At 68.7% G+C, this 12,871-nt stretch carries 14 protein-coding genes; 4 read left to right on the top strand and 10 right to left on the bottom strand.

Annotated features, from left to right (window positions below):
- Positions 1-34: 34 nt before the first annotated feature.
- The 6 genes from EBL84_RS05800 to EBL84_RS05780 form a co-directional block, all read right to left on the bottom strand.
- Positions 35-1,369 carry a phenylacetate--CoA ligase family protein gene (locus EBL84_RS05800; protein ID WP_123139955.1) on the bottom strand — a complete coding sequence of 445 codons (1,335 nt, stop codon included), beginning with the start codon at positions 1,367-1,369 and terminating at the stop codon, positions 35-37.
- Between the two features lie 88 nt (positions 1,370-1,457).
- The gene (locus EBL84_RS05795) at positions 1,458-1,949 is read right to left on the bottom strand and encodes an indolepyruvate oxidoreductase subunit beta (RefSeq protein WP_062272373.1); all 492 of its coding nucleotides are present in this window, start codon (positions 1,947-1,949) and stop codon (positions 1,458-1,460) included.
- 92 nt (positions 1,950-2,041) lie between these two features.
- Positions 2,042-3,661, bottom strand: coding sequence for a thiamine pyrophosphate-dependent enzyme (locus EBL84_RS05790; RefSeq protein WP_062272371.1), 1,620 nt, complete (start codon positions 3,659-3,661; stop codon positions 2,042-2,044).
- Positions 3,662-3,751: 90 nt separating this feature from the next.
- Positions 3,752-5,122, bottom strand: coding sequence for an alginate export family protein (locus EBL84_RS05785; protein ID WP_123139954.1), 1,371 nt, complete (start codon positions 5,120-5,122; stop codon positions 3,752-3,754).
- The gene (locus EBL84_RS17050; protein ID WP_165913431.1) at positions 5,109-5,282 is read right to left on the bottom strand and encodes a symporter small accessory protein; all 174 of its coding nucleotides are present in this window, start codon (positions 5,280-5,282) and stop codon (positions 5,109-5,111) included. The genes EBL84_RS05785 and EBL84_RS17050 overlap by 14 nt, the downstream gene beginning before the upstream one ends.
- 81 nt (positions 5,283-5,363) lie before the next feature.
- On the bottom strand, positions 5,364-7,190 hold the full coding sequence (locus EBL84_RS05780) for a sodium:solute symporter (protein ID WP_123139953.1): 1,827 nt from the start codon (positions 7,188-7,190) through the stop codon (positions 5,364-5,366).
- 127 nt (positions 7,191-7,317) lie between these two features.
- Between EBL84_RS05780 and EBL84_RS05775 the strand changes: the two genes are divergently transcribed.
- Positions 7,318-7,677 carry an acyl-CoA thioesterase gene (locus EBL84_RS05775; protein ID WP_123139952.1) on the top strand — a complete coding sequence of 120 codons (360 nt, stop codon included), beginning with the start codon at positions 7,318-7,320 and terminating at the stop codon, positions 7,675-7,677.
- 258 nt (positions 7,678-7,935) lie between these two features.
- Here EBL84_RS05775 and EBL84_RS05770 read toward each other — a convergent pair whose 3' ends face one another.
- Positions 7,936-8,367 carry a thioesterase family protein gene (locus EBL84_RS05770; protein ID WP_123139951.1) on the bottom strand — a complete coding sequence of 144 codons (432 nt, stop codon included), beginning with the start codon at positions 8,365-8,367 and terminating at the stop codon, positions 7,936-7,938.
- A gap of 128 nt (positions 8,368-8,495) precedes the next feature.
- On the opposite strand from EBL84_RS05770, the gene catB reads away from it, so the two are divergent.
- The 3 genes from catB to EBL84_RS05755 all read left to right on the top strand — a co-directional run bounded on the left by catB (position 8,496) and on the right by EBL84_RS05755 (position 10,164).
- Positions 8,496-9,131, top strand: coding sequence for a type B chloramphenicol O-acetyltransferase (catB, locus tag EBL84_RS05765; RefSeq protein WP_123139950.1), 636 nt, complete (start codon positions 8,496-8,498; stop codon positions 9,129-9,131).
- A gap of 132 nt (positions 9,132-9,263) precedes the next feature.
- Entirely contained in the window at positions 9,264-9,578 is a 315-nt protein-coding gene (locus EBL84_RS05760; protein ID WP_148040268.1) for a hypothetical protein, read from the top strand.
- Between the two features lie 370 nt (positions 9,579-9,948).
- Positions 9,949-10,164, top strand: coding sequence for an SHOCT domain-containing protein (locus EBL84_RS05755; RefSeq protein WP_123139948.1), 216 nt, complete (start codon positions 9,949-9,951; stop codon positions 10,162-10,164).
- Between the two features lie 15 nt (positions 10,165-10,179).
- On the opposite strand, the gene EBL84_RS05750 is transcribed toward EBL84_RS05755, so the two are convergent.
- From EBL84_RS05750 to EBL84_RS05740, 3 genes are all read right to left on the bottom strand, one after another.
- On the bottom strand, positions 10,180-10,869 hold the full coding sequence (locus EBL84_RS05750) for a M48 family metallopeptidase (protein ID WP_123139947.1): 690 nt from the start codon (positions 10,867-10,869) through the stop codon (positions 10,180-10,182).
- Positions 10,870-10,888: 19 nt separating this feature from the next.
- Positions 10,889-11,518, bottom strand: a complete 630-nt coding sequence (locus EBL84_RS05745) for a glycine zipper domain-containing protein (protein WP_123139946.1) — start codon at positions 11,516-11,518, stop codon at positions 10,889-10,891.
- 74 nt (positions 11,519-11,592) lie between these two features.
- A complete protein-coding gene (locus EBL84_RS05740; protein WP_123139945.1) occupies positions 11,593-12,762 on the bottom strand; it encodes a VWA domain-containing protein in 1,170 nt (389 codons plus the stop codon).
- Positions 12,763-12,871: the final 109 nt, after the last annotated feature.

Below are 12,871 nucleotides of genomic sequence, written 5' to 3'. Positions count from 1 at the left end.
TCTTCCTGGCCGTCGTCACCGACGACGGGGCCGCTCAGTCGTGGCGGCGATCGATCACGCGCTTGGCCTTGCCCTGACTGCGCTCGATGGTGCGCGGCTCGACCAGACGGAGCATGACACGGATGCCGATGATGCGCTCGATCGACTGTGCCAGACGGGCGCGCACCTCCTCGAGTGCGCGCACCTTGTCGCTGAACACCTCGGCGGTGACCTCGACCTCGACAGCCATCTGATCGAGACCGTGATCGCGGGTGAGGATGATCTGGTAGTGCGGCAGGGTGCCCTCGACGGCGAGCAGCGCGGCCTCGACCTGCGAGGGGAAGACGTTGACGCCGCGGATGATGAACATGTCGTCGGAGCGGCGCTCGATGCGGCGCATCCGTCGCAGGGTACGACCGCAGGCGCAGCGCTCGGGGATGATCGAGGTGATGTCGCGGGTGCGATAGCGGATCATCGGCATCGCCCGCTTGCTCAGCGTGGTGATGACCAGCTCTCCCTCCTCGCCGTCGGGTAGCGGCTCGCCGCTCTCGGGGTCGATGATCTCGGGGTAGAAGTGGTCCTCGAACAAGTGCAGGCCGTGCTGTTCGGTACACTCGCTCGCCACCCCGGGGCCGACGATCTCGGAGAGCCCGTAGATGTCGTAGGCGCGGATCCCGGCGGCCTCCTCGATGTGACGGCGCATCGCGTCGCTCCAGGGCTCGGCGCCGAACACGCCGACGCGCAGCGGCGAGGCCGGCAGGTCGACGCCGAGCTCCTCGGCGCGCTCGAGCATGTGGGCGAAGTAGCTCGGCGTGCAGCACAGCGCCGAGACGCCGAAGTCGCGGATCACCATCAGCTGGCGGTCGGTGTTGCCGCCGGAGATCGGCACCACGGTCGCGCCCAGGGTCTCGGCGCCATAGTGCACGCCGAGCCCGCCGGTGAACAGACCGTAGCCGAAGGCGTTCTGGATGATGTCGCCGCGGTGCAGGCCGTAGCAGGCCAGCGCGCGGGCCATCACCTCCGACCACACCTGGATGTCCTCGCGGGTGTAGGAGACCACGATCGGCTTGCCGGTGGTGCCGGAGGAGGCGTGCAGCCGCACCACGTCGCCCATGGGCACGGCGAACAGCCCCGAGGGATAGGTGTCGCGCAGGTCGGCCTTGACGGTGAAGGGCAGCTTGGCGATGTCGGCGAGGCTCTGGACCGATTCCGGGGTGAGACCACGCTCCTCCATCCGACTGCGGAACAGCGCCACGTTCTTGTAGGCATGCTCGACCACGGCGCGCAGTCGGCGCAGCTGCACCTCGCGCAGTGCCTGCTCGGGCAGGTAGTCGGGGGCGCTCGCGGGGTGGAAGCCACCGGCGGCGTCGTTCCAAAGCTCTTTAAACATGGGTGTCCTCTTGATCCGGATCGACCGTGGGCGTGCCCGGTCGACCCATGCTGGCGGATGGCGGGGCGCGGCGCGCCCCTGCCGATCGTTATTGACCGAGGTGGCGCGCCGCGCCCTCGCGACCGAGCGCGAAGGCCTGTTCGTTGATGGCGTGGAGCTTCTCGGCGAGGTTGGCGTGGAGCGCCGCCTCCCAGTGTGCCTGATCGATCTCGAGCGCGGTGGAGAGCGCGCCGAGCAGGGCGACGTTGAGGCTCTTGCGGTTGCGCAGCGCGCCGGGCTCGATGACATCCGGGCCGATCAGCAGTCCGCCGGCGCGCAGGGTGGGGCGGTTGATCTCGACCTGGGTGGCCTCGAGCACCAGCAGCACGTCGGCCTCGCCGGGCGGTACCATCGGGCTGAGCACGCCCTCGCCGTAGCGCACGTCGCTGCTCACCGAGCCGCCGCGCTGGCTCATCCCGTGCAGCTCGCTCTTCTTGACGTCGAAGCCGGCGCGGAAGGCCGCGTCGGCGAGGATGTCGGAGGCCTTGATGACCCCCTGGCCGCCGAGTCCGGCGATCACGATGTTCTTGACCTGTTGCATCGAATCTTCTCGCTCAAGGTGCGGGCGCGTGCCGTGGCGCGCGCCCCGGGTTCGGGGCGGCGTCGGCGCCGGGTGGGCGCCGACGACCGGGTTCAGTCCTGGGTCGCGGCGGCGCACTCGGCCTGTTCGGCCGCGGCCTTCTCGTAGAGCCGGATCTTCGGCGCGGCGAGCACGCAGGGCTGACGGGTGATCACCACCGAGGTCTCGTCGCGGGCGAGCAGCTCCTCGAGCAGCGGGCGCAGCCCGTCGGCGTTGCGGTGCAGGTCGAGCACGTGGACGTTGTCGACGCCCATCGACTCGCACACCGACTCGAAGCTGATGCGCTTGGTCGGGCTGTGGTCGAGCAGGCGACCGGTGCCCGGGTGCTCCTGCTGGCCGGTCATCGCGGTGGTGGCGTTGTCGAGGATCAGCACCACGTGGCCGGTGGCCGGCGGGTTGTAGACCATCTCGGCGATGCCGGTGAGCCCGGAGTGGACGAAGGTCGAGTCGCCGATCACGCTGACCACCCGGCGTGCCTCGTCCTCGGGGAGGACGTGACGCAGCCCGAGCCCGACGCCGACGCTCGCGCCCATGCACACGCAGGTGTCCATGGCGGAGAAGGGCGGCAGTACGCCGAGGGTGTAGCAGCCGATGTCGCCCGAGACGATGCAGTCGAGATCACGCAGGGTCTCGAACACCGCGCGGTGCGAGCAGCCGGGACAGAGCTCCGGCGGCTTGCCCGCCGGCGGCTCGCTCTCGGGGCTGGTGTCGCGGGCGAGGATGCGGCGCACGCGCGCGACATTGAGTTCACCGAAGCGATACTGCTCGGCCTTGCCTTCGGCATCGATGCCGGCGGCGCGCAGGCTGTCGACCAGCACCGGGTCGCCCTCCTCGATCACCACCAGACGGTCGACGCTGGCGGCGAAGGCACGGATGCGCTCGAGCGGCAGCGGGTAGGTCAGGCCGATGGTCAGCTGGCAGGCATCGGGCGCGGCCTCGCGGGCGTGCACGGCGGCCACGCCGGTGGCGACGATGCCGAGTTCACGGTTGCCCCGGTGCTCCTCGATCGGCCCCTCGGCCTCGTTCCAGGCGGTGATCTCGGCGAGCTTCTGGCGCAGCCGACGATGTGCCGGCTTGGCGAAGGCGGGGATCATCACCCGCGCCGGGACGTCGCGGCGGAAACGCAGTGCGCTGTCGTCCTGATGCGGTGCGCGCGGACGCACCACCGTCTTGGCGTGACAGACGCGGGTGGTCAGACGCAGGATCACCGGGATCTTCCAGCGCTCGGAGAGTTCGAGCCCGAGCCAGGTGAAGTCGTAGGCCTGCTGCGAGTCGATCGGCTCGAGCACCGGCGCGGCGGCGGCGCGACCGTAGTGACGGTTGTCCTGCTCGTTCTGGCTCGAGGCCATGCCCGGGTCGTCGGCCGAGACGATCACCAGTCCGCCGTCGACATCGGTGTGGGTGGCGGTGAACAGGGCATCGGCGGCGACGTTGAGGCCGACGTGCTTCATGGTGACGATGGTGCGCGCGCCGGCGAAGGCCGAGCCGCAGGCGACCTCGAGCGCGACCTTCTCGTTGGGCGACCACTGGGCGCGGCCGCCGATGCGATCGAAGGTCTCGAGGATCTCGGTCGAGGGCGTGCCGGGATAGCCGGTGCCCAGCCGCACGCCAGCGTGCAGTGCTCCCAGGGCGACCGCGTCGTCGCCGCTCAACAAAAGCCGTTCTCCAGTCATGGTCTCGGTTTCGCTCTCGTAGTGCAGAAGGATTCTGGTTGCATTATCGGTCCCCTTGTTGCGTCGCAGCAACCAAGGGGACCGCGGCCCCTACCAGCTCAGGGTGAGCTCGGCGCGGACGAAGTAGCCGTTGTCGCGGCGGTGGGCGGCGTAGTAATCGCCCGGTTGCAGGTATTCGGCCATCAGGTGGCCGGCGAGATGGTCATTGAATCGGGTCTTGATCCAGGCGGTGAACAGATGACCGCGGAAGTCGCCCGCGCCGCTGATGTTGGCCAGCTGCGCGGCGCTGCGGGTGCTGTGCTGATCGGCCCAGAGGGCGTGGTAGTCGAGGGTGAGGCGGGTCGAGGGCAGCAGCTGGGCGATCCAGCCGAGGTTGGCGCGGTGCAGGTTGCTCGCCTCGCCCACCCGGGTCTCGAGCGGCCACTGATAGATCATCAGCTCGCTCCACTGCGGCCAGCGTCCCCACAGCGGGTCGAAGGCCTGGTCGCCGGCGCTGTCGGGGTCGTCGCCGGAGAGATACTCGTAGTCGAGATGGAGCTTGCTGTCGAGCCCGCCGCCGAGGTTCAGCGTCAGCCGGCTGTTGAAGCCGAGGGCGTCGAGATCGCGCCCGTTACGGGTGCCCCATTCGTAAACGCCCTCGGCGCGCAGCCGCCAGCGCTCGGCGAGGGGGGTGTCGATGCGCGCGCCGGCGGCATAGACGTCGCCGTGCTCGGTGGGCGAGGTGAAGGGATAGCCGTTGTTGAAGCGCAGGTTGTCGGGCGTCTCGTTGGGGCGTGCGTGCTTGTAGATGAAGTAGCCGTCGAGATCGGCGCCGGGGATCAGCGCGCGGTTGCGGGCATAGAGGATGACGCCGCTCTCGTGTTGCTCGACCTGATCCTCGAGCTCGCCGTTGAGCGCCTGCGGGAAGCGTCCGGTGTCGGCGCTCTGGTCGATGTAGACCAGGTCGAGCTGGGTGTCGCCGGGGAGGTCGAGGGTGGCGCGGGCGGCGTCGAAATAGATCGAGCGCGAGCCGTCGAAGGGGCTGCTCTCGAGCACCAGCCAGCCGTTGCCGAAGATCAGGTCCTGACGACCGAGCTTGAGGGTGAGCGGCAGCCCGCCCGGCTCCTCGAGGGTGAACACCAGCCGGTCGAAGAGCACCCCGCCGCTGTAGTTGCGCTCGAACCCCGGCAACGGCCAGCCGCCCGGGGTCGGCAGCACATAGTGACGCCCCTCCCAGATCAGCCGGGCGTCGAGGCGCACGCCGGGGTCGATCTCATAGCCGCCCCAGAGCCGGGCGCGATAACGCTGGAAGTTGCGTTCGGCGGTGGGGCTGTCGCTGTTGAAGCCGACGTTGCCGATGGAGACATGGCGCAGTCTGAGATCGGCGCCCCAGTCGAAGGCGTCGTCGGCGGCCTGGGTCGGGGCCGCGAGCAGCAGCGCCGAGAGCGCGATGAGGGGACGGGTGAGCCTAGCGCAGCGCATCTTCCACCTGCTGTTCTTCGAGTGCCCAGAGTCGGTCCGCGGCGCTGGGTTCGTCGTCCGCGGTGTTGCGTCGGATCCATCCATAGAGCAGACAGATCAGGGTCACCAGGATGCTGCCGAGATAGGCGAGCCATACCCAGGGGTCTTCGATGCCGAGCATGCGTCTTCTCCTGCTGGGGCCCGGTCGGGCCGGGCGTCGTTGCGTCGTCCGGGGCGCCGGCTGGTGATGGCGACCGGTGTTTCAGTCTCGGGCGGCGCGCTCCGGGAAGCAGCGGGCCAGGTGTTCGGGCTCGGGCGGGCGGGTGATCGCGCTCACTAGGATCAGCGTCAGGGTGGCCGCCGGCAGTGCGATCAGCACCGGGTCGACCATCGGCCAGTTGGGGTGATCGGCCAGCAGGCTGGTCTCGCCGCCGGTGAGGTGCTGTACCAGACCGATGGCGGCGGCCTCCTTGGACTTGATCAGCACCAGCCAGAACAGCGACACGCCCATCCCCACCAGCATCGAGGCGAGCGCCCCGGCGCGGGTGACCCGGCGCGAGAACAGCGCGCCGAAATAGGCCGGCAGGAAGCTCGCCGCGCACAGCCCGAAGAAGATCGCGGTGAAGCGCGCGACCACGTACTCCTGACGCACCGCGTAGCTGATGGTGACGGCGATCAGCAGTCCCAGCATCACCGCCAGACGCATCACCATGAGGCTCGGTTCGCGCTGGCGGCCGCGGCTGATGCGCTCGTAGAGGTCGCGCCCGGCGGCGGTGCCGATGGTGTGGAACTGGCTCGACATGGTGCTCATCGCCGCGGCCAGCAGCGCGAGCAGGAAGACCACGCCGAACCAGCGCGGCAGCGCCGCGCCGATATAGGCCGGGATGATGCGGTCGGCATCGCCGCCGACGGCGGTGATCGCGGTGGAGCGCCCGCCGAGCAGGGTGAAGGTGGCGCCGCTGGCATCGCGTGCGGGATCGCGGCTGGCGACGATCAGCGGCACCGGGCCGCGCGCCGGGTCGACCGACCAGTGGCCGGCGGCGTCCTGCACCATCGGCTGGACCAGGGCGTGGTCGTGCTCGCCGTCGAGCGTCTCGACCAGCTGGCCGTGGATCTCGGGGCCGTTCTTGGCGAACCAGACGTTCGACAGGCTGCCGACCAGATAGGGGGTGCCGACCATCAGCAGGATGAACACCGCGCCGATCGGGACCGCGCGATCGAGCTCGCGGCGGCTGCGTACGGTCATGAAGCGCACCGCCAGCTGCGGTTGGGCGAGCACGCCGATGCTGACCCCGAGGATGATGCCGCTGACCACGATCCACCACAGATCGTATTGGTGCGAACCCCAGCCGAACTCGGGCATCGCCGTCCAACCGCGGTGGCCGATCTCCTGCAGGGGTGCCGGCACCAGGTCGGCCATGTCGGTGAGCGCCTGGTGGGCCTCGCCGATGCCGCCGAGGGAGGAATAGGTGAACACCAGCAGGAATAGCATCGCCCCCATCATCACCAGCCCCTGCAGGGTGTCGGTGTACATCACCGCCTTGAGCCCGCCGGGGATGACATAGGCGGCGGTGATCAGCGCGAAGACCAGCAGCGCGACCTCGAAGTCGATACCGAATTGGGTGGCGGCGAAGACGCTGCCGCCGGTCATCACCGCGGCGGCGTAGAGCGGCATGAAGAGGAAGATCAGCCCGCCGGAGAAGAGCTGGATGGCGCGGCTCTGGTAACGCTTGCCGAGCAGCTCGGGGAAGGTGTGGGCGCCGAGCTGATGGCCGAGTCGACGGGTCGGCTCGCCGAGCAGCGCGAAGGCGAGCAGGATGCCGACGGCGATGTTGGTGAACACCAGCCACAACAGGCTCATGCCGAACAACCCGGCCACTCCGCCGAAACCGACGATGGCGGCGGTGGAGATGAAGGTGGCGCCATAGGAAATGGCCATCACCACCGGATGGGTGCCACGCCCGCCGACGAGGAAATCGGCCGCCGAGCGAGTGCCGCGATAACCGAGCCAGCCGAGATAGGCGGTCGTCAACAGATAGGTCAGAATGACGACGATGTCGATCCAGCCCAGGGCCGCGGTGTCGGGCATGTTTCCCCCTCGATCAGGTCGTTAGCGAATGCGGGGGCGAAAAATACCCAAGTCGTGCGGGGCTTTATATAGATCCAGCGCAGTTAAACGCGGTTTTTTGAAGGTTTTGTTGCATCGAGGGACACTTATGGAAAACTACAAGGTCGTCAGACCCGGACATCTCAACCACTATGGTTATCTGTTCGGTGGTTTCTTGCTGCAGTGGGTCGATGAGATCGGCTGGATCGCCGCCAGTCGCGACAATCCCGGTTGTCGCCTGGTCACCGTCGGGATGGATCGGGTCGAGTTCCATCACAGCGTGCGCGAAGGGGCGGTGCTGCGCTTCGAGGCCGTCGAGTCGTGCCGTGGCACCAGCTCGCTGACCTATGCGGTGAGTGTCTTCGCCGACGACCTCGAGACCGGCGCCGAACAGGAGATCTTCTCGACCTGCATCACCTTCGTGCGGGTCGACGAGGATGGGCACAAATGCCCGTTGCCGGGGCGCTGAGGTCAGTCGTCAGCCGCCAGCCGCCAGCCACCAGCCGCCAGCCACCAGCCACCAGCCACCAGCCTTCGGCTTCCCGCCGCCAGTGGAGGTTTCGGTCGATCACGGCGGTTGAAGGCAAGCCACCGATCCTTCCTTGCTGGGGGCTGATGGCCGGGGGCTGGTGACTCTTCGGCGTCTTTGCAGTTCAATCTCGCTGGCCGCTGGCCGCTGGCCGCTGGCCGCTGGCCGCTGGCCGCTGGCCGCTGGCGTCGCGGGTCCTCACTCGGTCGGCGCGGTGGCGAGGTGGGGTTCGAGGGCCGCGCGCAGTTCGGGGGCGAGGCTGCGCGCGCTCCCCGGCTCCAGGGCGATCTGTACGTGGACCGTGCGCGCCCGCGCGGCGAGGCGGCCGGCGGCGTCGAGGAACCGATAGCCGAGGCTGAAGGCGCGCTGGCGCAGCTCCAGCACCTCGACCTCGACGCAGATCCGCTCGCCGTGCTGCATCGGTTGCAGATAGTCGGCCTCGGCGTGGGTGAGTGGCAGCAGCAGCGTCTGCGCGGCGATCATCGGCGGTAGCGGCTGGCCGATCTCGCGCATCAGCGCCTCGTAGGCGTCGTGTGCATGACGAAACAGATGGGCGAAGAACAGGCGTCCGGCGGCATCGGTGTCGTGTAGCTGGACGGTGAAGCGGTATTCGAAGGGGCGGGGGATCATGACGCGCTCTGGCTGCGGCTGGACCTGGGCGTCGATGATAGCAGCGCGGCGCGACGGGCGGTTACACTCGGAGGTTTCAGCGAGTCGACGCACCTCGTGTCGCGTGCGTCATGGATCGGAGCGTCAGGATGCGCAACCATTTCGAGAGCCCCTTCGCCGGCAAGTCACTGCGCGAGCAGGTCAGCAACCCCAATATCGAGGTCGGCGAATACAGCTACTACTCGGGCTACTATCACCATCACTCCTTCGATGAGTGTGTGCGCTATCTCGATCCCGATCGCGACGATGTCGACCGCCTGATCATCGGGCGCTTCTGCTCGATCGGCAGTGGTGCGGTGTTCATGATGGCCGGCAACCAGGGCCATCGCAGCGACTGGATCAGCACCCATCCCTTCTTCTATCGCGACGACACCCCCTTCGCCGGCGCCCTCGATGGCTATGTCCCGGCCGGCGACACCGTCATCGGCAACGATGTCTGGATCGGCAGCGAGGCGATGCTGATGCCCGGCGTGCGGGTCGGCGACGGGGCCATCGTCGCCAGCCGCGCCCTGGTCAGCCGCGATGTGCCGCCCTATACCGTCGTCGCCGGCAATCCGGCGCGTCCGATCCGGGTCCGCTTCACCGCCGAGGAGATCGAGCGGCTGCTCGAGATCGCCTGGTGGGACTGGGAACCCGAGCAGCTCGAGGCGGCGATGCCGCTGCTCTGCGCCCAGAATGTCGCGGCCCTGCATCGTTTCTGGTTGCAGCATCACCTCCCCGCCTGATCCTTCCGCCTGGTTGAATCCTTGCCCTCTGCGCCCAGTGTCGCGGGTGAGTCGGGAGATTCCGACTCACCCTGACGAGGACATGTCTCGTCTGCAGGTTTGCAACCAGCCGATCAAGGGAGGTCAGAGATGATGTCTGCAACGCATGTGTCTGCCGTGCGCATCCTCGGCGCCGCGCTCCTCGCGCTGCTGTTCGCCATGCCGGTGCCGGCCGAGGAGGGAGAGGCGGTCCCGGCGACCACACCGATGCCGATGGGAGGCCCGGGGCCGATGCCGCCCGCGGGCATGTCCCCGGGTGCGATGGGCATGGGCCCCGGCATGCCGCCGCCGATGATGCGCTCGCGCTGGGAGATGCAGCAGGCGCACATGGAGCGCATGGAGCGTCACATGGCCAATATCGAACGTCTGCTCGAGGCGCTGGTCGAAGCACAGCGTAAGGGCGACTGAGCCCAGGCCGGCGCGCCCACGGGCGCGCCCGTTCCATGCGGCCAGCACCGAGGTCGGTCATGCGGTCTGCCAGCGATGCCGCGACGGGTCTGCGCTGTGGCATGAGCGTTGCCCACGACACGACCCGTGTCCACCGTCATCGCGGCATTGTCCATCGATTCTGCAGCGCCTTTCCGCGCCGATCCGGATCCTCGCCTTCGTCTACAACGCGCTCGGTGTCGCGGTTGCGGCTGGGGTGTTGTATCCGGCCCTTGGCCTGCTGCGCTCGCCGATCGTCGCCGCCGCCGCGATGGGCCTCAGTTCGGTCTCGGTGATCGCCAACGCGCTGCGGCTCAAATCCCTGAAACTCTGACTTCTGGAGCAACGAACGATGCATCATGGCTGGATACCCGGTGGGTTGGGTTGGATCTTCTGGGTCCTGGTGATCCTGGGGGTGGTCTGGGCACTGCGCGCCGGGCGGCGCGATGGGCGCGGCCGCGAGGGATGTGCCAGCGAGGAGGCGCTGCGCATCCTCGAGTCGCGCTATGCGCGCGGCGAGATCGAGCACGATGAGTTCGAGCGTCGACGCGAGGATCTGTTGCGCTGAGCGGTGATGCGGCGCTCAGCGTGGACGACAGCCGCCGCTCTCCGACCAGAGCCCGTCGAGTTCGTCGACGAGTTGCGCGCGCACTCTGGTGAAGGCGGGCGAGTCGTGCTCGGGGTGGGGCGGTGGCGCCGGGGCGAGCGCGCCGATCCGTGCGCTGAGCTGGGCGCTGGCGCCGTGTCCCTGTTGCAGACAGACGAGCACCCCGGCCATGGCGCCGGGGTCGAGCCCGGCGCGTGCGAGCAGCGTCTCGGCGGCCCGGTCGGCGGCGATCTCGCGCTGCAGGTCGAAGTGCTGGACGACGGCGCCGAGATCGATGCGCTGATCGGCCGAGTCGGGGGCGGCGCAGAAGTGACCGAGCCGCTGGTGGGAGATCTCGTGGGCGAGTACCGCGGCGAGCTGGGCCTCGTCGCCGACCAGTGCGATCAGACCGTCGCTGACCAGGAACTGGCCGCCGCCGAGGGCGAAGGCGAGCGGCTCGAGGTTGCGTACCAGGTGGATTCGCACCGCGGTGTCGAGCCCGGCGATCGCGCCGAGTCGGGCGCCGAGGGCCTGGACGTGACGGCGCAGCGGATCGCCCGAGGCGCGCAGCGGCCAGTCGCGCTCGATGCGCTGCATGGTCCGCTCGGCGGTGGCGCAGCCCTGGTCCGCGCCGCCGCCGAACAGCCCACCGAACAGCGCCAGTCCGAGCAGCCAGTGGAGCGGCATCGTCCGGTCGGTGCCGCGCTCAGCCGCGCACCACGAAGGTCGACTCGTCGGTGTCGTAGCTCGACCCGGCCTTGACGCGGTGCTCGATCACATAGGTCCCCGGTGGCACGTCGCTGGGGATGGTGATCTCGGCCTGGGCGGCCCAGCCACCGGCGGAGCGGGTGCTGGTCTTGGCCGGCAGGCGTGCTACCGAGCGGCCATCCTTCTTCAGCGTCCAACTCTCGGTGACCGAGGTGCGCGAGACGCTCGGGGGCAGCATCACCGAGTAGTCGGTGACCAGATCGACCGACTGGCCGCGGCCGACCGTACGCGGCGAGTTGGAGCCGCGGCGGATCTTGACCTGGGTGCGCTCGACCGGTTTGCTCAGACCGTAGACCCGGCTGTCGGCGGCGCTCGAGCGCACCTGACGCGACTGGTACTGATTGAGTGCGACCACGCTCCAGCCGAGCGCGCCACCGATGGCTGCGCCCGCCGCCGCGCCGCGCGCATCACCGGTGACCAGCGCGCCGATGCCGGCGCCGACCAGCGCACCGATGCCGGCGCCGGCAGCCTGATCCTGGGTATCGCCGGTGGTTTGGCAACCGCTCACCGCCACCGTGGTGGCGAGCGCCGCCGCGGTCAGGCCCTTACGATATGGTGCTTTCATCATCTGCTTCCTCGCGATGCTGTCGATTCGGTGTCGGGGTGCCGACCGGCCCGGGGCTGGCCCCGGGCCGGCGCGCCTCACTGCGGCATGCCCGGGGCCGCCTCGGGGGCCGCTGCGGGGTCATCCCAATAGGGGGTCTGACCCGCCGGGAGCTTGGGGATGGCCTGCTCGAACTTGGTGATGGCCGAGCGGATCGCCGGGATCGGCGGCGGCTGGATCGCCTCGAAGCTGGTGTCGTCATAGACGTACTTGCCGCTGCCGCTCGGGTACTCGACGCCGAGCTTGAGGCTGTGGCTCTCGCCGTCGACCGGGATGTAGGAGCGGAAGGTGACCACGTAGTCGCTCTGGAGGATGTTCTGGATCTCCTCGACGATGCGCTGCATGCGTGCGGTGGTCTCGCCGACCAGGTAGTAGACGCCGAAGGAGTTCTTCGACAGCGCCTCGAGGTTCTGGAAGTGGCTCGGGTCGATGCGTGAATAGGCGAGCGAGTAGATCGGGATCGGCACGCTGAGGTTGGAGATACGGGTCATCAGCTCGTTGCGGGTGATCGAGCTGCCCTCGTCCTTGCCGTCGGAGAACACCACCAGCGAGCAGGAGACCACGTAGTTGCCGCCGGCCACCGAGCCCTGGGCGCTCATCGCGCACATCTGCATGCCGGCACCGATGGTGTCGTAGAGCCGGGTCTTCATGCCGTCGGGCTGGATGTCGGCGATGCGCCGGGCGAGCACCCGCTCGTCACGCTCGAACTGCGAGACCAGCTCGTAGCCCTGCTTGGTGTCGCGTACCGCCAGCACCGCGATCTCGTCCTGCGGACGCTTGCTCTCGATATAGCCGATGGCGGCGCGCAGGGTCTCCTCGAAGGGTGCGCCGGACATGGTCTTGCTCGCGTCGATGACCAGCACGCTGCGGGTGGCCTCCTCGCGCTGACGGATCGACTGGATGCCGTACTGACGCTTCATCGGGTTGTAGGGACGGCCCTTGACCATCAGCCCGATGTTGAGCTCGTTGAGGTTGATCAGCGGCTGCATGTCCGAGTCGAAGGTGCGCAGATAGACCTGGACGAAGGGGTAGAGCGTATAGTCGGTGCGGTAGATCTTGAGGCCGTAACCGCCGGGTGCGGCGAAGCCGTAGCCGCTCTGGGCCAGCGCGGCGCCGCTGCCGGTCAGGGCGAGGATCAGGGTGGTGAGGGCCAGGAGCGCGTGGCGCAGCCACGGACGGCGGGTGGTTCGGGGACGAGCTGATTGCATGGGCGATTCCTCGATGTATCACACGATGGGCCGAACGCCACGCCGGGCGTGGCGTCACTCGTGCCGCCGCCCGGTCCCTCGACGCGGGCGACGAACGATCCCTGTCCGG

The organism is Marichromatium sp. AB31, from assembly GCF_003718685.1.
Classification (GTDB): Bacteria; Pseudomonadota; Gammaproteobacteria; order Chromatiales; family Chromatiaceae; genus Marichromatium; species Marichromatium gracile.
This window is presented reverse-complemented; position numbering and strand designations above follow the sequence as displayed.

What these genes read in the sequence shown, in the direction of transcription:
- EBL84_RS05785 (WP_123139954.1), bottom strand. Translation starts at nt 5,122, where the DNA reads ATGCGCTGCGCTAGGCTCACCCGTCCCCTCATCGCGCTCTCGGCGCTG.
- EBL84_RS05800 (WP_123139955.1), bottom strand. Translation starts at nt 1,369, where the DNA reads ATGTTTAAAGAGCTTTGGAACGACGCCGCCGGTGGCTTCCACCCCGCG.
- EBL84_RS05795 (WP_062272373.1), bottom strand. Translation starts at nt 1,949, where the DNA reads ATGCAACAGGTCAAGAACATCGTGATCGCCGGACTCGGCGGCCAGGGG.
- catB (WP_123139950.1), top strand. Translation starts at nt 8,496, where the DNA reads ATGCGCAACCATTTCGAGAGCCCCTTCGCCGGCAAGTCACTGCGCGAG.
- EBL84_RS17050 (WP_165913431.1), bottom strand. Translation starts at nt 5,282, where the DNA reads ATGCTCGGCATCGAAGACCCCTGGGTATGGCTCGCCTATCTCGGCAGC.
- EBL84_RS05790 (WP_062272371.1), bottom strand. Translation starts at nt 3,661, where the DNA reads ATGACTGGAGAACGGCTTTTGTTGAGCGGCGACGACGCGGTCGCCCTG.
- EBL84_RS05745 (WP_123139946.1), bottom strand. Translation starts at nt 11,518, where the DNA reads ATGATGAAAGCACCATATCGTAAGGGCCTGACCGCGGCGGCGCTCGCC.
- EBL84_RS05760 (WP_148040268.1), top strand. Translation starts at nt 9,264, where the DNA reads ATGTCTGCAACGCATGTGTCTGCCGTGCGCATCCTCGGCGCCGCGCTC.
- EBL84_RS05750 (WP_123139947.1), bottom strand. Translation starts at nt 10,869, where the DNA reads ATGCCGCTCCACTGGCTGCTCGGACTGGCGCTGTTCGGTGGGCTGTTC.
- EBL84_RS05755 (WP_123139948.1), top strand. Translation starts at nt 9,949, where the DNA reads ATGCATCATGGCTGGATACCCGGTGGGTTGGGTTGGATCTTCTGGGTC.
- EBL84_RS05770 (WP_123139951.1), bottom strand. Translation starts at nt 8,367, where the DNA reads ATGATCCCCCGCCCCTTCGAATACCGCTTCACCGTCCAGCTACACGAC.
- EBL84_RS05780 (WP_123139953.1), bottom strand. Translation starts at nt 7,190, where the DNA reads ATGCCCGACACCGCGGCCCTGGGCTGGATCGACATCGTCGTCATTCTG.
- EBL84_RS05775 (WP_123139952.1), top strand. Translation starts at nt 7,318, where the DNA reads ATGGAAAACTACAAGGTCGTCAGACCCGGACATCTCAACCACTATGGT.
- EBL84_RS05740 (WP_123139945.1), bottom strand. Translation starts at nt 12,762, where the DNA reads ATGCAATCAGCTCGTCCCCGAACCACCCGCCGTCCGTGGCTGCGCCAC.